The 18,351-nt window shown below is 64.5% G+C and carries 14 protein-coding genes; 10 read left to right on the top strand and 4 right to left on the bottom strand.

Going from position 1 to position 18,351, the window contains the following annotated elements; genetic code table 11:
- The first annotated feature begins 9 nt into the window (after positions 1-9).
- On the top strand, positions 10-1,335 hold the full coding sequence (locus tag QN084_RS21785) for an MFS transporter (protein WP_062096836.1): 1,326 nt from the start codon (positions 10-12) through the stop codon (positions 1,333-1,335).
- Between the two features lie 21 nt (positions 1,336-1,356).
- Here QN084_RS21785 and QN084_RS21790 read toward each other — a convergent pair whose 3' ends face one another.
- Genes QN084_RS21790 through QN084_RS21805 form a run of 4 tightly spaced genes read right to left on the bottom strand, consistent with a single transcriptional unit; the run spans position 1,357 to position 7,201 of the window.
- On the bottom strand, positions 1,357-2,703 hold the full coding sequence (locus QN084_RS21790) for an alpha/beta fold hydrolase (protein ID WP_069694391.1): 1,347 nt from the start codon (positions 2,701-2,703) through the stop codon (positions 1,357-1,359).
- Positions 2,696-3,208 carry a GNAT family N-acetyltransferase gene (locus QN084_RS21795; RefSeq protein ID WP_069694392.1) on the bottom strand — a complete coding sequence of 171 codons (513 nt, stop codon included), beginning with the start codon at positions 3,206-3,208 and terminating at the stop codon, positions 2,696-2,698. Before QN084_RS21795 ends, QN084_RS21790 begins: the two co-directional genes overlap by 8 nt.
- A gap of 49 nt (positions 3,209-3,257) precedes the next feature.
- Complete coding sequence (locus tag QN084_RS21800; RefSeq protein ID WP_069694393.1) at positions 3,258-4,643, bottom strand: CoA transferase; 1,386 nt, start codon at positions 4,641-4,643, stop codon at positions 3,258-3,260.
- Positions 4,644-4,666: 23 nt separating this feature from the next.
- The gene (locus QN084_RS21805) at positions 4,667-7,201 is read right to left on the bottom strand and encodes a DEAD/DEAH box helicase (RefSeq protein ID WP_069694394.1); all 2,535 of its coding nucleotides are present in this window, start codon (positions 7,199-7,201) and stop codon (positions 4,667-4,669) included.
- Between the two features lie 83 nt (positions 7,202-7,284).
- On the opposite strand from QN084_RS21805, the gene QN084_RS21810 reads away from it, so the two are divergent.
- The 9 genes from QN084_RS21810 (at position 7,285) to whiA (ending at position 18,186) form a co-directional block, all read left to right on the top strand.
- The gene (locus QN084_RS21810; protein ID WP_069694395.1) at positions 7,285-8,058 is read left to right on the top strand and encodes a trans-aconitate 2-methyltransferase; all 774 of its coding nucleotides are present in this window, start codon (positions 7,285-7,287) and stop codon (positions 8,056-8,058) included.
- A 142-nt stretch (positions 8,059-8,200) separates the two neighbouring features.
- The gene (locus QN084_RS21815; protein WP_021470399.1) at positions 8,201-8,581 is read left to right on the top strand and encodes a GntR family transcriptional regulator; all 381 of its coding nucleotides are present in this window, start codon (positions 8,201-8,203) and stop codon (positions 8,579-8,581) included.
- Positions 8,582-8,646: 65 nt separating this feature from the next.
- A complete protein-coding gene (uvrA, locus tag QN084_RS21820) occupies positions 8,647-11,574 on the top strand; it encodes an excinuclease ABC subunit UvrA (RefSeq protein ID WP_069694396.1) in 2,928 nt (975 codons plus the stop codon).
- Between the two features lie 80 nt (positions 11,575-11,654).
- On the top strand, positions 11,655-12,371 hold the full coding sequence (locus tag QN084_RS21825) for an HAD hydrolase-like protein (RefSeq protein ID WP_062099190.1): 717 nt from the start codon (positions 11,655-11,657) through the stop codon (positions 12,369-12,371).
- Positions 12,358-13,026 carry a lysophospholipid acyltransferase family protein gene (locus QN084_RS21830; RefSeq protein ID WP_021470402.1) on the top strand — a complete coding sequence of 223 codons (669 nt, stop codon included), beginning with the start codon at positions 12,358-12,360 and terminating at the stop codon, positions 13,024-13,026. The genes QN084_RS21825 and QN084_RS21830 overlap by 14 nt, the downstream gene beginning before the upstream one ends.
- 102 nt (positions 13,027-13,128) lie before the next feature.
- Complete coding sequence (gene uvrC / locus QN084_RS21835; protein WP_021470403.1) at positions 13,129-15,141, top strand: excinuclease ABC subunit UvrC; 2,013 nt, start codon at positions 13,129-13,131, stop codon at positions 15,139-15,141.
- Positions 15,142-15,252: 111 nt separating this feature from the next.
- Positions 15,253-16,176: an RNase adapter RapZ gene (gene rapZ / locus QN084_RS21840; protein WP_021470404.1), complete on the top strand. Its 924-nt coding sequence runs from the start codon at positions 15,253-15,255 to the stop codon at positions 16,174-16,176.
- The gene (locus QN084_RS21845) at positions 16,176-17,192 is read left to right on the top strand and encodes a gluconeogenesis factor YvcK family protein (RefSeq protein WP_062096843.1); all 1,017 of its coding nucleotides are present in this window, start codon (positions 16,176-16,178) and stop codon (positions 17,190-17,192) included. Before rapZ ends, QN084_RS21845 begins: the two co-directional genes overlap by 1 nt.
- A 13-nt stretch (positions 17,193-17,205) precedes the next feature.
- The gene (whiA, locus tag QN084_RS21850) at positions 17,206-18,186 is read left to right on the top strand and encodes a DNA-binding protein WhiA (protein ID WP_021470406.1); all 981 of its coding nucleotides are present in this window, start codon (positions 17,206-17,208) and stop codon (positions 18,184-18,186) included.
- Positions 18,187-18,351 lie beyond the last annotated feature (165 nt).

An 18,351-nucleotide genomic window follows, 5' to 3' on the forward strand; every position in this document is an offset into this window, starting at 1 on the left:
TCTCTTGGGGTGACTACCACTTCATCAACGGCGCTGGATCCGCAACGGGTCCAGCGCCGTTCTGTTGCCCTGCTCAGCGGTGCCCAGCTCTTGAGCGGCATCGGAAACGGCGCTACGTTGTCCATCGGCTCCCTGCTGGCCGTCGACCTTTCCGGCTCGCAAGTCTGGGCCGGGTCCGTCACCACCATCCTCACCCTTTCAGCCGCTGTGTTCGCCTTGCCACTTGCCAGGCTCGCAGAGCAGCGGGGGAGAAGGACGGGGTTGGTCGCCGGGCTGGTTGCTGCACTGGCCGGTGCGCTGCTGATGATGGCTTCAGTGGTGGCGGGATCGTTCCTGCTGCTCCTTCTGGGCGGGGCTTTCCTCGGCCTCGGCACCGCCGCCAACCTCCAGGCCAGGTTTGCCGCCGTCGATCTTGCGGACGCGGAGCATCGCGGAAGGTCGCTCTCCACTGTGGTGTGGGCGATTACCATCGGTGCAGTGGCCGGGCCCAACCTCATCCAGCCCGGCGCAGTGGTGGGAACCGCGCTGGGGATGCCACCAATTGCCGGCCCTTTCGTCTTCTCCGCAGCGGGCTTGTTCCTCGCAGCCGCGCTGCTCTTCTTTGGCCTCAGGCCGGACCCGCTGCTCCTTTCCCGCCGCCTGGCCTCGGAAGGGTCAAAAAGCGCCCTTCCCCCGGCCCGGGGTACCGTCCGTTCGGGATTGGCCGCAATCCGCGCGTCGCGACCGGCCCTTTTGGCACTCTGCGCAGTGGTTACTGCCCACGGCGTCATGGTCGCCGTCATGTCCATGACGCCCCTGCACTTGCAGCAACTCATCGCAGGAACCTCCACTGCGTCCGGGCACCAGCACGCCTCGGTGAGCGACAGCACCGACGCCCTGGTAGTGATCGGGTTGACTATTTCCCTCCACATTGCCGGTATGTTCGCGTTGTCCCCGGTCTGGGGTTGGCTTACTGACAAAGCGGGCCGCTATGCGAGCATCATCGCGGGACACGGGCTGCTGCTCGTCGCCGTCGTCGTCGCCGGATTGGGCCAGCATGAGCCGTCGCTGGTGACCGTAGGCCTGATCCTGCTGGGGCTTGGCTGGTCGGGTGCCACGATCGCAGGCTCCACGCTCCTTGCCGAAAGCGTCCCGGAAAGCCAACGGGTAACCGTACAGGGTGTCTCTGACACTCTCATGGGTGCTGCCGGGGCTTTGGGCGGCGCGACGTCAGGCCTGGTCCTGGCCTCGGCCGGGTATCAGGGCCTCAATACAGCCGGGGGCGTGCTGGCCGCAGCGGTGCTCGCGTTCGCGGTCACCGCTGCGACCCGTCGGAAGTCGGCCACCTCCGCCTAGGTGAAGCAACTCCGCGGCTTATCAGCTGCCGGGACGGACCAGCCCCAACAGGCGCCGGAATATGCCTTCGCCGTCTTCGCCGATACCGTCGTGGTGGAAGGCATCGGTCACCCAAGGCTGGAGGCCCCGTACCGCCGACGCAGTCTCCATGGATAATGCGTGGTCCACGTAAATGTCGTCCTGATACACCGCGGCGGCTACAGGAACAGTGTTCGTCGCGAGCCTCTGCGTGTCATAGAGGGGACCCCAGTCCGCCTTGCTGGCAAGCAACTCCGCGACCGGTTGGAAAGGCACAAGCGCAGGATCCTGCACGAAGTACCAGGGATAGACCATTTCGCCGGTGAGAAGGGGTTCGTCCGCGGAGGATTCGAACTCCGGGTACTCCTCCAGGACCCGCCAGGCTGCCCACTTGGTGGCCTCGCCCTGCGCGTAGATGGACTCGTGCAGTACGGCGTACAGCGGGTTGCCGGCACGGCTCACAAGCGAACGGACCTGCTCAAGGAACGCTTCTGACAGACGGGGTCCCGTGGCTGTTTCGATGAACGCGTCCTCCAGGAGGTAATGCAGGGCATCTACCCGCGTGTTGCCACCGAGGAATGAGCCCACCATCTGGAACCTTTCCGGGGTGAGCCGCTCGCCGCTGGCCAGATGCTCTGGTTGGTCCGCCAGATGGCGCATGATCCGGGTAATACGCCCGCGGTCTTCGGGGTACCAGGCGAAGTATTCGGCGTTGCGCGCGGCAACGCGACGGAAGGTAGCACGGTACACCCGTTCGGCCGGCCCTTGGAGGGGAGCGAGGCCGCCGGTGATAAGGACATCACGAAGTCCCTCCGGTGCAAAGGACAGGTAAGTGAGTGCGCAGAATCCGCCGAAGCTTTGGCCCAGCACCGTCCAAGGTTCCGCCCCGAGGATCCGGCGAATCATCTCGGCATCGGCCACGATCGAGTCAGCCCGGAAGTGCGCCAGGTACTCGGCCTGCCGCTCTGCGTCTCCGCGACGTGCCAACGATTGGAATTCAATGGGCGTGGACAGGCCGGTACCGCGCTGGTCCAGCATCAGGATGCGAAAATCCTTGGCCGCAGCCTTCATCCAGCCGGACAGGGAGGTTACCCGGTTGCCGCGTCCGCCCGGTCCACCCTGAAGGTACAAAAGCCAGGGCAAGCGTGCCGCGTCCTCCGCCGAGTGTTCCGTGGAGGTGTACTCGCGGGCGAAGACCGTGATGGACTCTTCGCCAGGGATTGCCTCGCGGCCGTTATGGCCCGCCCAAGCCTCCACCGGGCCATGGTCAAGGGGCACCGTGAAGAAGTGTTCCACGGTGCGGAGGCCCCGGAACTCGTGCCTTGCGCGGATGCTGTGCAGTTCAGCCACGCGCCAACGCCCTGTCCGGCGCCCCGGCTGCCGATCCGAAAGTATGAAGGGCTTCGCCCGTCAGGCGGAACGTGGACCACTCCTCCATGGGTAGCGCGCCCAGCTTCTTGTAGAACTTGATGGACGGTTCATTCCAGTCCAGGACGCTCCACTCCACGCGTGCGTATCCGCGTTCGACGGCGGTAGCGGCCAGGTACTGCAGCAGCGCCTTTCCGTGGCCCTCGCCACGGGCTTCGGGCCGGACATAGAGGTCCTCGAGATAGATGCCGTGGACGCCCTCCCACGTCGAATAGTTCAAGAACCACAGGGCAAATCCCTGGACCTCGCCGGCCGCGTTCTCTGCCATGTTTGCGAACACCCCGGGGTTGTCTCCGAAGAGGACCTCGGTGAGTTTTTCGGGCGTGTTCTTGACGGCGTCCGGTTCTTTTTCGTAGATGGCGAGGTCATGGATCATGCCAAGGATCGCGGGGACATCATCAGCGGTTGCGGGGCGGATTACACTCATGGTTCCGAGCTTACTAGCGCCCGGCCCCGGGTGCCTGATGCCGCAAAGCTCAGGCCTTGCCCCACAAGAGCTGTGACGAGCCATAGGCCACAGGCGCGCGGGTGTAACTGACAGGAACACCGTCGGCCAGCAGCGGCGGACCGACGAACCGGAGATGGCCGTGGACGCTCTCCATCCCGTGGTATCCAGGTTCCGGCAGTGGCTCCGGCAGTGACGCCGGCTTGTGGCCGGGAACCTGGGCCGGAAGGAGTCCGGCCCCGAAAAGCTCCTCAGCGGTGCGGACCAGCGACATCGTGGCCACACCGCCCCGGCCCGTGCGGGTCCGTTCGGCAAGCAATCCCAGAATGGCCGCTGCCAGGCCGTAGCCCGTTGCGTGGTCCAACGCCTGGACCGGAAGCGCACCCGGCCGCCATCCGGCGTCGCCGTCGCTTCCGTAGTCAGCAGCGATGCCACAGGCGGCTTGGACAATACTGTCGAAACCCCGGCGCTCCTGCCACGGACCGGCACCCCAGGCGTTAAGCGTCGCCACCACCAGTCCACCATTGTCCCGTGCCAGATCACCCGTTCCCAGTCCGAAGCGCTCCAGGCTTCCGGATCGGTAGCCTGTGACCACGACGTCGGCCCGTGCCACCACAGCGCGCACCTCGTCCAGAACCGAAGGCACCGAGAAGTCCGCCACGACGCTTCGTTTGTCGAATCCGCAATCGAGGAACGCATCGGGAAGTTCGGGAAGTCCGGGCGGGTCGATCCGGAGGACGTCCGCCCCCAGCGCGGCGAGGAGCCGGGTGGCCGTTGGTCCCGCTATGACCCGTGTCAGGTCGAGGACCCTCAAGCCCTTCAACGGACGGGCGGCATCGCCCCCCGGCACCCAGCGGCGTTCCCCTGAGGATCCCCCGGACTCCCTCAGCGCGATCCAGGGACCGCGGCTTGCCGCCTGGTGCATGGGGGAGCGGGTCCATTCCGCTCGGGTTCGAACAGCCGCGGCAACGCCGCCTTTGGCGGTAATCACTGATTCCGCTTCCGACGCTGTCAGCTCCCTCAAGGCGGGGCCGACGTCGGCGGTTGAGGAAACGCAAAGGGCCTGCAAAAGCCTGGCCGCGTGGTGCGGATAGTTGGCATGCAACCTGACCCAACCGTCCGACGTCGGACGGAAGCCGGAGAGGGGCGCGAAACCTTCCGGCTGCTTTCCGGCGATCCGCAAGTGCCGCAGCGAGTCAAAGGCGGCTGCGGTCCCCGCTGACGGGACCGAATAGGCCGACGTGCCTGTCAAGGCGTTGAGGGCGGTCGCCGCAGCCTGGACCGACCCAATGGCGAGGCCCTCCACATCCAAGGGCCCGCGCCACCACAGGCGCGGCCCGGACCATTCCGCAACAGGCACGTCCTTGACGGCCTCCAGTGTACGGAGGCTGTCGGCCAGGTTGGGAACAGGATGCATTCGCGCCTCTTCGCTATGACCCGCTACAAGCGGCCGGCGTCGGTCACGCGGACCACGGCGGTTCCCGTTTCATCGGAGGCCTGGAGGTCGACTTCCGCCGAGATACCCCAGTCGTGGTTGCGGGCGGGGTCGTCAAAGATTTGGCGGACGAGCCACTTCCCGGGTTCCTCGGTGATGATCAGCAACCCGGGTCCGCGGGCATCGGGACCTGTTCCAATGTCGTCGTGTTCGTCGAAGTAGTCGTCCAGGACTTCTTCCCAGCGATCGCCGTCCCAACCGCCCTCGCCGTCGAGTTCGCCCAAGGCGGCCGAGTCTTCGTCAGCAAACAGCTCCACCCTGCGGAACATTTCGTTGCGCACCATCACCCGGAATGCCCTGGCGTTGGATGTCAACGACGGCGGAGGCGGCGGGGGAGCATCATGCGGCGTCGGAGCCAGCCCGGCCGTCAGTTCCTCCCATTCGTCAAGGAGGCTCGAGTCCACCTGGCGGACCAGTTCCCCCAACCATGCGATGAGGTCTTCGAGGTCCTCCCGCAGCACGTCCTGGGGTACGGTCTGCCGCAGGGCCCGGAAGCCGTCGGCGAGGTACCGCAGGACGATCCCTTCGGAACGTGCCAGGCCATAGAACTGGACGAACTCGCCGAAATTCATGGCGCGCTCGTACATATCGCGAATGACCGACTTGGGCGCCAACTCGAAGTCACCCACCCACGGTGCCGCCTTGCGGTAGACCTCAAAGGCCTCGCCCAGAATTCCGGCAAGGGGCATCGGGTACGTGACTTCCTCCAGCATGGCCATGCGTTGGTCGTACTCGATGCCATCCGCCTTCATGGCTGCGACGGCCTCGCCGCGGGCCTTCTTCTGCTGGGCAGAAAGGATCTGGCGCGGCTTCTCAAGCGTGGCCTCGATGACCGAGACGACGTCCAAGGCGTACGACGGCGACTCCGGATCGAGCAGCTCCAAGGCAGCCAGCGCGAAGGGGGAGAGAGGCTGGTTGAGGGCAAAGTTGGGCTGCAGATGGACCGTCAGCCGCACGGAACGGCCCTCAGCGTCCTGTTCCCCGGGAGGAACGCGCTCAACGACACCTGCCGCCAGCAGTTCGCGGTAGATACCCAAAGCCTTCTTCATGAGCTTGAGCTGGGATGCCCTGGTTTCGTGGTTCTCCGTCAGCAACCGGCGCGTCGCCAGGAAGGGGTCGCCCGGCCGTTCCAGCAGGTTCAACAGCATTGCGTGGGTGACCGTAAAGCTCGAGCTCAGCGGTTCCGGCGTCGATTCCACCAGTTTGTTGAATGTCGGTTCCCCCCAGGAGACAAAACCTTCAGGCGGCTTCTTCTTCACCACTTGGCGGAGCTTCTTCTGGTCGTTGCCGAACTTCGCGGTCGCCTTGGCCATGGCCTTTGTGTTCTCGACAACGTGGTCCGGAGCCTGCACCACCACTGTCCCGGCGGTGTCGTACCCGGCCCGGCCCGCACGGCCGGCAATCTGGTGGAACTCGCGGGAGTTAAGCAGCCTGGTGCGAACGCCGTCGTACTTGCTCAAAGCGGTGAGCAGCACCGTGCGGATAGGGACGTTGATACCGACGCCCAGGGTGTCCGTGCCGCAGATGACTTTCAAGAGTCCGGCCTGGGCCAACTGCTCCACGAGCCGGCGGTACTTGGGGAGCATTCCCGCGTGGTGCACCCCGATTCCGTGGCGGACAAGGCGGTTCAAGGTCTTCCCGAAGCCGGCCGCGAACCGGAAGTTCGCGATCAGCTCGGCGATGCGGTCCTTTTCTTCGCGGCTGCACATGTTGATGCTCATCAGGTTCTGCGCGCGCTCGATCGCTTCCGCCTGGCTGAAGTGCACCACATAGACCGGCACCTGCTTGGTGGAGAGCAACTCCTCCAAGGTCTCGTGGACGGGGGTGACGTGGTAGTAGTAATGCAGCGGGATGGGCCGCTCCGCCGAGCTCACGGTGGTTGTGGGCCGCCCGGTCAACTCCGTCAGGCCGCGCTCGAACCGGGTGACGTCGCCCAAGGTGGCGGACATCAGCAGGAACTGTGCCTGCGGCAGTTCCAGCAGCGGCACCTGCCACGCCCAGCCGCGTTGCGGGTCGGAGTAGAAGTGGAACTCGTCCATCACCACTGAGCCAAGTTCCGCAGCCGCCCCCTCGCGCAGCGCGGTGTTGGCCAGGATTTCGGCCGTGCAGCAAATGATGGGGGCGTCCTGGTTGACCCCGGAATCGCCGGTGATCATGCCGACGTTCTCCGCGCCGAAAATCTCGCAGAGGGCAAAGAATTTCTCGGAGACAAGCGCTTTGATGGGAGCGGTGTAGTAGCTTCGTTGGCCCCGGGCCATGGCCTCGAAGTGGGCCGCGATCGCCACCAGCGACTTTCCTGAACCCGTGGGCGTCGCCAGGATGACGTTGTTGCCTGCGGCGAGTTCCATGATGGCCTCGTCCTGAGCGGGATAGAGCTGCAACCCGCGGCTCTCCGTCCATTCGACAAACCGCGTGTAGATCTCGTCAGGGTCGAGGGGCCCGGCGCCGGTGGAAGCTGGAAGCTGCTCTGGAAGTTTCATTGGTTTCCAGCTTAGTGCCCGGACGCACTAGGCTCGCTCAGGTCAGCAGTACCCGGTCCGGAGCTTGCCTGAAGGGTTGTCGAATGAAGTGGGATCCCAGTAGATACGTCCAGTTCGGTGACCATCGTGACCGTCCCTTCCATGACCTCGTTGCCCGGATCCGGGCCGATGACCCCACCCGGGTGGTGGACCTTGGATGCGGGCCCGGCAACCTTACCGCCACCTTGGGAAGGCGTTGGCCGGAAGCACGGGTGACGGGGATCGATTCGTCTGCCGAAATGCTGTCCAAAGCTGCCGCGCTGGTCGAGCCCGGCCGCCTCGGCTTCCAGCACGGCGATATTGCCGATTGGCAGCCGGAGCCGGACGTGGACGTCGTCGTCACCAATGCAGCACTCCAATGGGTCCCCGGCCATCAGGAAATGCTGGCTTCCTGGTTGCGCGCTTTGCAGCCAGGGGCCTGGTTTGCCTTGCAGGTCCCCGGCAATTTCACCTCGCCGTCTCACACCCTGATGCGTGAACTCGCCGACTCGCCCGCCTGGGCGCCGCGCCTGGCCGGGGTACTGCGGCACGACGCCGTCGGCAGCCCTGCTGACTACCTGAACATCATGCTCGACGCCGGTTGCACGGCTGACGCTTGGGAAACGACCTACCTGCAGGTGCTCCCGGGCGGGGACCCTGTCCTTGATTGGGTGCGGGGCACTGGACTCCGGCCGGTACTGGCAGCCCTGTCTCCGGCCGAGGGAGCCGAATTCGAGCACGAATACGCCGCTATGCTGCGTCAGGCCTACCCTCCATCGAAGCATGGCACCGTGTTTCCGTTCAGGCGGATCTTCGCCGTGGCACAGAGGAATCCGTGACAGGCAACAGCGCCGTACGCTTTCCCGCGAGCCGTCACAGCTTGTCCCGGCACTTCGACGCTGGTCTAATTTTCGGCATGGACCAAGGACGTTTCGCTGATCAAGGCACCGCCGCCCAGGTGCCGCCCTGCCGGTGCCCGCAATGACCGGCAACGGTGAGTTTCCTGGAAACTGGCGTCCGAACACCAACAGCGGGGTTGCCCTGTTCGAGCAGTTGAGGCTGCGGATCATCGAACTGGCCGACTCCGGCGTCCTGGCCGTGGGTGCCAAGCTTCCCCCGGTGCGGAACCTTGCCGGGGTCCTTGATGTTGCGCCCCACACTGTTGCCCGGGCCTACAAGGAACTCGAAGCCGCCGGCGTCGTTGCCACCAGGGGCCGCAATGGGACCGTGATCTGCGCCCGCGACGACCGGTGGGGCGCTTTGGCCGAAGTCGCCGCCCAATATGCGGCAGCCGCGAAGGCCCAGGGGGCATCGTTCGCGGAGGCGGTGCAGCTTCTGGCCGCAGCCTATGATGCCGACTGATACCGCCGGGTAGGGTGTGAGCAACGACATGGAAATTCGAAGACGTTTTCGACTAGCATTGTTGGGTGCCCAAAGCCTTAGCTGAAGATACAGCCGTCCATGACCTGAACAGTGTTTCCGTCGCACCTGACGCCAAGCCCGTGCGCCCGGATCTGTCGCGCCTGGTGGTCAAGGGTGCGCGTGAGCACAACCTCCGCAATGTCGACCTCGATCTTCCCAGGGATGCGATGATCGTCTTCACCGGGCTCTCCGGATCCGGTAAGTCGTCCCTTGCCTTCGACACCATCTTTGCTGAGGGCCAGCGCCGCTACGTCGAGTCGCTGTCCGCCTATGCGCGCCAGTTCCTGGGACAGGTGGATAAGCCCGACGTCGACTTCATCGAAGGCCTCTCGCCCGCGGTCTCCATCGACCAGAAGTCCACCAGCAAGAACCCGCGCTCAACCGTTGGCACCATCACCGAGATTTACGACTACATGCGCCTCTTGTGGGCCCGTGTGGGACGTCCGCACTGCCCGGTCTGTGGTGAGCCCATCACGCGGCAGACTCCGCAGCAGATTGTCGATCAGCTGCTCGAGCTCGACAAGGGCACGCGCTTCCAGGTCCTCGCCCCGGTGGTCCGCGGCCGCAAGGGCGAATTCGTGGATCTCTTCAAGGAGCTCACGGCCAAGGGCTACTCCCGCGCCCGGGTGGATGGTGAACTGGTCCAGCTCAGTGAAGCTCCCAAGCTGGGAAAGCAGTTCAAGCACACCATTGAGGTTGTGGTGGACCGCCTGGTGGTCAAGGAAGATATTGGCCAGCGCCTCACCGACTCCGTGGAAACCGCCCTGGGCCTGGCCGAGGGCCGCGTACTGGTCGAGTTCGTTGACCTCGACGCCGAGGACCCCGCACGGATTCGCGCTTTCTCCGAGAACCTGGCATGCCCCAACGAACATCCACTGGCCATTGACGAGATCGAACCCCGCTCCTTCTCCTTCAACAACCCTTTCGGCGCCTGTTCTGCCTGCAGCGGTATCGGTACCAAGCTTGAGGTGGACGAGGAACTGATCGTTCCCAACCCGGAACTCTCCTTGGCCGAGGGCGCCATTGCGCCGTGGTCGATGGGCAGTGCCACCACGGAGTACTGGAACCGGCTCCTGGAAGGTCTTGCCTCGGAGCTCGGCTTCTCCATGAATACGGCCTGGGAAAAACTGCCGAAGGACGTCCGCAACACGGTCTTGCACGGCAAGGACCACAAAGTGGTTGTGCAGTACCGGAACCGCTTTGGCCGTGAGCGCAAGTACAGCACCGGCTTCGAGGGCGCCATCCAGTATGTGCACCGCAAGCACGGCGAGACGGACTCCGATTGGGCGCGGGACCGGTACGAAGAGTACATGCGCCAGATTCCCTGCCCCGAGTGCAACGGTGCCCGCCTCAACCCGGCATCCCTCTCGGTGCTCATCAACGGCAAATCCATCGCCGAAGTCGCTGCGCTGCCCATGCGGGAGTGCGCTTCCTTCCTCGGCAACCTGACGCTCACCGGCCGTGAAGCGCAGATTGCACACCAGGTCCTCAAGGAGATCCAGGCCCGCCTGACGTTCCTCCTGGACGTCGGCTTGGAGTACCTGAACCTGGAGCGCCCGTCCGGCACCTTGTCCGGCGGAGAGGCCCAGCGTATCCGCCTGGCCACGCAGATCGGTTCGGGATTGGTGGGCGTCCTCTACGTACTGGATGAGCCTTCCATCGGCCTCCACCAGCGCGACAACAGGCGCCTCATTGAGACCTTGACCCGGCTGCGGGACCTGGGCAACACCCTCATTGTGGTGGAACACGATGAAGACACCATCCATGAGGCCGACTGGGTAGTGGACATCGGTCCGGGCGCAGGTGAGCACGGTGGTCAGGTGGTCCACTCGGGCACCTACAAGGAACTGTTGGCGAACACGAAATCCCTGACCGGTGATTACCTGTCCGGGCGCCGGAAGATCGACGTCCCCGCCAAGCGCCGCAAGTACGACAAGAAGCGTGAGCTGAAGGTCGTTGGGGCACGCGAAAACAACTTGAACAACGTGGACGCGACCTTCCCGCTGGGTCTGTTTACTGCCGTGACGGGCGTCAGCGGCTCCGGAAAGTCCACTCTGGTCAACGAGATCCTTTACAAGGTCCTCGCGAACAAGCTCAATGGTGCCAAGCAGGTAGCCGGAAGGCACCGGACAGTGAACGGCCTGGAGCACCTGGACAAGGTGGTCCACGTCGACCAGAGCCCCATCGGCCGGACCCCCCGGTCCAACCCGGCAACCTACACCGGGGTCTTCGACAACATCCGGAAGCTCTTTGCGGAAACAACGGAAGCCAAGGTTCGTGGCTACCTGCCAGGACGGTTCTCCTTCAACGTCAAGGGCGGCCGCTGCGAAGCCTGCTCGGGAGACGGCACGTTGAAGATCGAAATGAACTTCCTGCCGGACGTGTATGTGCCCTGCGAGGTCTGCCATGGTGCCCGCTACAACCGGGAAACGCTGGAAGTGCACTACAAGGGCAAGACCATCGCCGATGTCCTCAACATGCCGATCGAGGAAGCTGCCGAGTTCTTTGCGGCGTTCACTCCGATCGCCCGGCATTTGAAGACCTTGGTGGACGTCGGCCTCGGGTATGTTCGCCTTGGCCAGCCGGCCACCACCTTGTCGGGCGGCGAAGCGCAACGCGTGAAGCTGGCAGCCGAGCTCCAGAAACGCTCCAACGGGCGCAGCATCTACGTGTTGGATGAACCCACCACCGGCCTGCACTTCGAGGACATCCGGAAGCTCCTCATGGTCCTTCAGGGCTTGGTGGACAAGGGCAACACGGTGATCACCATCGAACACAACCTGGACGTGATCAAGTCCGCCGACTGGATCGTTGACCTCGGTCCAAACGGTGGCTCCGGAGGCGGCCGGGTGGTGGCCACAGGCACGCCCGAGCAGGTGGCCAAGTCGACCGAGAGCCACACGGCAAAGTTCTTGGCCGAGATTCTCGGTTAACGGCCCTTTACTGCGGTCGAAGTATTCCCGTAGCGGCATGCGAGTTTCAGGCATGCCGCTACGTGTGGGAAACTAAGCCGGTGACTCATACAAAGGTGCCCGTAATTTTCGATCTGGACGGCACCCTTGTCGATCCAGCAGGCGGTATCACGGGAGGCATCTCGACTGCCCTGCGGGAAATGGGACTACCGGTTCCGGACCAGGCCGTGCTGAATTCGATGGTCGGACCCAAGCTCAGCGACGCGTTGCTGAATCTTGCGCAGGTGCCCGCGGCCCTGGTGGATGAGACCATCCACCGCTACCGGAGCCATTACCGGGAAGCCGGAATTGCCCAGAGCAAGCTCTACCCCGGCATCTTCGATCTCTTGGAGTTCTACGCCGAGTCGGGCCGGCCTACCGCTGTGGCAACACAGAAACCGCAAGGGATTGCGCGGCTGGTTCTTGAGCACCACAACATCGCAGACTTCTTCGTTGCCATTCACGGAGCTCCGGACGACGAATCACTCGGTACGAATGCCGCCCCCGGCAAGGTTGGCATCGTTGGGGCCGCGTTGGCCTCACTGCACAGCCAGCCGGCGGTCATGGTCGGCGACAGGCACCAGGATGTCGCCGGGGCCATGGCGAACGGCCTGGACTGCATTGGTGTCAGGTGGGGATTCGCTCCCGACGGCGAACTTGAGGAAGCCGGGGCTGTGGCCGTGGTAGCCACGACGCTGGAACTGCGAAGCAAAATTGAAGAACTTGATGCTGTCCGAGCGGCGGCCCTGAGCGAGGTACATAACGATGGCAGTATTTGATGCGATCCGGTGGACTACCCGTGGACTGATTTCCACCACGTGCCGGCCAACGGTCATCGGCCTTGAGAATGTGCCCAAAGAAGGCCCCTTCATCGTCGCACCCAACCATCTTTCCTTCCTGGACAGCGTCATTGTCCAGGCGCTCATGCCTCGGCCGGTAGCTTTCTTCGCCAAAGCCGAATACTTCACCACCAAGGGCGTCAAGGGCGCCGTCATGAAGTCCTTCTTCGAAGCTGTGGGTTCCATCCCCGTCGAACGCGGCGAACAGGCAGCCAGCGTCCAGGCGTTGAAGACCCTGCTGGATATCCTCGAGGATGGCAAGGGCATTGGCATCTACCCTGAGGGAACCCGATCCCGGGACGGGATCCTGTACCGCGGACGGACCGGAGTGGGCTGGTTGGCGTTGACCACTGGCGCACCTGTCATTCCGGTGGGACTCATCGGCACTGAGAAGCTGCAGCCGGCAGGCAGGAACGCTGTGCGCCCCCAGCACTTCACCATGAAGGTGGGCGAACCGCTGTACTTCGAAAAGACCGGCCCTGACCATTCACTGCCGGCCCGGCGCGAAGTTACTGACCGCATCATGGATGCCATTGCGGCGCTCAGCGGGCAGGAGCGCTCCACCAGCTATAACCAGAGCAAGGCGGTGGAGTAGCCCGCCCGGGTACCCGCCATCCAGTGCGCCGCCCATCCTCTGCACTGACCATGCTGCACGGCGGCGGCGTATGCTGTCCGCCCCGATCACTAGACTTGAAACGTGGCACATCCAGCAAGTTACCGCCCTAAAACAGGCGAAATCCCCACCAACCCCGGCGTATACCGCTTCCGCGACCCGCACGGCCGCGTCATTTACGTGGGCAAGGCAAAGAACCTCCGTTCCAGGCTGAATTCGTATTTCGCCAATCCGGCGGGCCTGCTGCCCAAGACGCACGCCATGGTGCACGCCGCGAGCAGCGTCGAATGGACGGTGGTGGGCAGCGAGCTGGAGTCGCTGCAACTCGAGTACACGTGGATCAAAGAGTTCAAGCCGCGCTTCAACGTGGTGTTCCGGGACGACAAAACGTACCCGTACCTCGCAGTGACCATGGGGGAGAAGTACCCCAGGGTCCAGGTCATGCGTGGCGAGAGGAAAAAGGGAACACGCTACTTTGGCCCCTACACCGCAGGCGCCATCCGCGAGACCATGGACACCCTGCTCCGGGTCTTCCCGGTCCGCAGTTGCAGCGCAGGCGTTTTCAAACGCGCCCAGGCCAGCGGCAGGCCGTGCCTCCTGGGGTACATCGACAAATGTGCCGCGCCGTGCGTGGGCCGGGTGAGCCCGGAGGAACACCGGGGCCTGGCCGAGGACTTTTGCTCCTTCATGGGCGGGGAAGCCAAACGGTTCATCAACAAGCTCGAGAAGGACATGGCCGCCGCGGTTGCCGAACTCGACTATGAGAGGGCAGCGCGCCTCCGGGACGACATCATCGCCCTTCGCAAGGTCTTTGAACGCAACGCAGTGGTCCTGTCCGAAGACACGGACGCCGATGTCTTCGCCCTGCACGATGACGAACTCGAAGCGTCCGTCCAGGTCTTCCACGTGCGCGGCGGGCGGGTCCGCGGCCAGCGTGGCTGGGTGGTGGAGAAAGTGGAAGACGCCACCACTCCCGAGCTCATTGAGCACTTGCTCCAGCAGGTTTACGGCGAGGACAGCGAAGTCCAGGGCCGCATTCCGCGCGAGGTCCTGGTTCCTGAAATCCCGAGCAACCATGACGAACTTTCCGAATGGCTGGCCGGCCTGCGTGGCGCCAAGGTGGACATCCGGGTGCCGCAGCGGGGGGACAAGGCCGCCTTGATGTCCACCGTCAAGGAAAACGCGGAACAGGCCCTGAAGCTGCACAAGACCCGCCGGGCAGGGGACATCACGGTGCGTTCCCTCGCCCTGCAGGAACTCCAGGAAGCACTGGAACTGCCTGTTCCGCTGCTTCGGATCGAATGCTTCGACATCTCCCACGTCCAGGGCACCAATGTGGTTGCATCCATGGTGGTGGTCGAGGACGGCCTGCCCAAGAAGTCCGACTACCGCAAGTTCTCCATTACCGGAGCGGCTGCCGCGGACGACACCGCGGCAATGCACGACGTCCTCACCCGCAGGTTCAGGCACTATCTCAACGACAAGGCCGAGCAGGTGCCCGTGTCCGGTGAGATCGTCAACCCGCTCCAAAAGGCGGTGACGGGCGCTACCGAAGAGTCGCCGTCGGACCCGTCCCAACCGGCGCCGAAAGCCAAGTTCGCCTACCCGCCCAACCTGGTGGTGGTGGACGGCGGACAACCGCAGGTGAACGCCGCTGCGCGGGCCTTGGCCGAGCTGGGGATTGACGACGTCTACGTGGTGGGCTTGGCCAAAAGGCTTGAAGAGGTGTGGCTGCCGGACAGTGATTTTCCGGTGATCCTTCCGCGCACGTCCCAAGGCCTCTACCTGCTGCAACGTATCCGCGATGAGGCACACCGCTTCGCCATCACGTTCCACCGGCAAAAGCGCGGCAAGGCCATGACGGTCTCGGCACTGGATGGTGTTCCCGGCCTGGGAGAAGCCAAGCGGAAGGCCCTCGTGGCGCATTTCGGGTCCTTGAAGAAGATCAAGGCCGCTTCCGTCGAAGAACTGACGTCGGCCAAGGGGATCGGGCCCGCCCTGGCTGCCGCTGTTGTCCGGCACCTCGGTTCCGCAGAGAATACAGAGGACGCCGCACCGGCCATCAACATGACCACCGGCGAAATCCTGGAATCTTAGTTAGGGTAAGAACTTGACCGGTGGCCGCGTTCGCGATGCCGCCGGCGCATATGCCTACCTTAAACAGGCGCTTTGTGGGACACACCACTTTCAGGGAAACGGGGACGACGGATGGACGAGGCAACGGCAGGATCGGGCGCGGAGCAGGACGGGATGACCCCCGTCAAGCCGCCGGAGGCCGAACTGCTGGTGGTGACGGGCATGTCCGGGGCAGGCCGAAGCACCGCGTCGGACGCGCTGGAGGACCACGGTTGGTATGTGGTGGACAACCTTCCCCCGCAGATGCTGGGCACGCTCGCCGAGATCGTTTCCCATGCCCCCAAATCGATCCCCAAACTGGCCGTCGTCGTTGATGTCCGGAGCAAGGACCTCTTCACGGACATCCAGACCGCCTTGGGTGCCCTGAGTGCCAGCGGCGTGACGTTCCGTGTCCTGTTCCTCGACGCCAGGGACGAAGTCCTGGTGCGCCGGTTCGAGCAGGGCCGCAGGCCGCATCCGCTGCAGGGCGGGGGACGCATCCTGGACGGCATCGGAGTGGAGCGTGAGGTCCTCCGGGAACTCAAGGAACACGCCGACATCGTCCTGGATACCAGCGATTACAACGTCCATGGCCTGGCTACGGCGATCACCGAACTGTTCAGCGACACCGGCCCGGTCACCCTCCGGCTGAACGTCATGAGCTTTGGCTTCAAGTACGGGCTTCCCGTGGATGCGAACTTCGTTGCCGATGCCCGCTTCATTCCTAACCCGCATTGGGTTCCGCAATTGCGCCCGCATACGGGATTGGACCAGGACGTCAGCGACTACGTGCTGGCAGCCGACGGTGTCCACGAGTTCGTCGACCGCTATGTCAGCGCCCTGGAGCCGGTACTTGACGGTTACCGCCAGGAGAACAAGCACTACGCCACGCTGGCCGTGGGCTGTACCGGCGGCAAGCACCGCTCGGTGGCTGTCGCCGTCGAGCTTTCCAAGCGGCTCGCGCAGTACCCGCGGGTGACCGTGACAACCACTCACCGAGACCTGGGTCGCGAGTAATGGGCGTCCTCACCGGTCCGCTGCCGCTGATCCCGCCCAAAGGCGTTCCCGGCAGCCAGCAGGACAAGACCCCCTCCGTCGTCGCCCTCGGTGGCGGCCATGGGCTGGCCGCTTCCCTGTCCGCCCTGCGCCTTCTGACCTCCGAGCTGACGGCGATCGTCACGGTAGCGGACGACGGCGGTTCTTCCGGGCGCCTGCGGGACGAGTACGGCGTCCTCCCGCCCGGGGACCTGCGGATGGCACTCAGTGCGCTCTGTGATGACACCGATTGGGGCCGCACCTGGCGCGATGTCATGCAGCACCGGTTCAACGCGGGAACCGCCAAAGGTGGTTCACTGGACAATCACGCCATGGGCAACCTGCTGATCGTGACGCTGTGGGAACTGCTGGGCGATACTGTGGCAGGCCTCAAGTGGGCCGGCGCGCTGCTGGGTGCCCGCGGACAGGTCCTGCCCATGTCCAGCGTGCCGCTGACCATCGAAGGGCAAGCCCGGGTGGAACTTCCCGGAGGCGGTCATGAGCTGCAGACGGTGCGCGGCCAGGCCAAATGCGCGGTAGCCGGAAAGCTCGAGGAGGTCCGGCTCCTTCCCGAGGACGCACCGGCCTGCACCGAAGCGCTGACCGCCATTGAGCTGGCCGACTGGGTCATCCTGGGCCCCGGCTCCTGGTACACCTCGGTACTGCCGCACCTCCTGTTGCCCGAACTTCGCCAGGCATTGGGGGAGACAACCGCAAAACGCTGCCTCACCATGAATCTCGACGTCGAGACCAAGGAAACCTCAGGCATGACCGCCGCCGACCATTTGGATGTCCTGCGGCGCTACGCCCCGGAATTCAGCGTGGACGTTGTGCTTGCCGACCCGGCCGCCGTACAGGACCTCAAAGCCTTCGAGAAGGCCGCCGGGATGATCGGGGCCGAAGTCGTCTTGGGTAGAGTAGGGGCGTCGAGACGCAGGCCCGTCCATGACCCACTGCTCCTGGCGGCGGCGTACCACGATATCTTTGGGAACAGTTAGGAATACATACGCGATGGCACTTACCGCGTCGGTCAAGGACGAACTGTCCCGGCTGGACATCAAGAAGTCCTCAGTCCGCAAGGCCGAAGTCTCGGCCATGCTCCGGTTTGCGGGCGGCCTGCACATTATTTCGGGCCGGATCGTCATCGAGGCCGAGGTGGACCTGGCTTCCACCGCCCGGCGGCTTCGGGCGGCCATTGCCGAGGTTTACGGCCACCAAAGCGAAATCATCGTCGTCTCCGGCGGTGGCCTCCGCCGCGGCAGCCGCTACGTCGTGCGCGTGGTCCGCGACGGCGAGGCGCTGGCCCGGCAAACCGGCCTCCTGGACGGCCGGGGCCGGCCTGTGCGGGGGCTGCCGTCGGTGGTCGTCAACGGTTCGGCGGCGGATGCGGAGGCCGTGTGGCGCGGGGCCTTCCTCGCCCACGGCTCGCTCACGGAACCGGGACGGTCCTCCTCCTTGGAGGTGACGTGCCCGGGTCCCGAGTCCGCATTGGCACTGGTCGGCGCAGCACGCCGCCTTGGCATCCAGGCCAAAGCACGCGAGGTACGGGGAGTTGACCGTGTGGTCATCCGCGACGGCGACACCATCGCCGCGTTGCTGACCCGGATGGGCGCCCACGATGCACTGATGGTGTGGGAAGAACGGCGCATGCGGAAGGAAGTGCGCGCCACGGCCAACAGGTTGGCCAACTTCGACGACGCCAACCTGCGCCGCTCCGCCCAAGCGGCCGTTGCTGCCGGCGCCAGGGTCGACAGGGCCTTGGAGATCCTCGGCGACGACGTTCCCGAGCACCTGAAATACGCGGGGGAGCTGCGGGTTGCCCACAAGCAGGCAAGCCTGGATGAGCTGGGCCGGCTTGCCGATCCGCCTATGACCAAAGACGCGATCGCCGGACGCATCCGGCGTCTGCTGGCCATGGCGGACAAACGCGCTCTCGACTTGGGCATCCCGGGTACAGAGGCAAATGTGACTCCGGAAATGATGGACGAATAGCCGCCGCCCATAGAATCGACAGGGTGCGGGGGAAATACTCCGGGGGCCAGTCGGGTTGTCGCCCGTAGACTCAACAGGAGGCTTCTCCGCCCAAGGGTTTCCGGCCGGTTCATCGGCCGGATGAACAGAACGAGAGTTACCAACCGGACTTCGGTCCACTACATT

The organism is Paenarthrobacter sp. R1 (assembly GCF_030264015.1).
Lineage (GTDB): Bacteria > Actinomycetota > Actinomycetes > Actinomycetales > Micrococcaceae > Arthrobacter > Arthrobacter ureafaciens.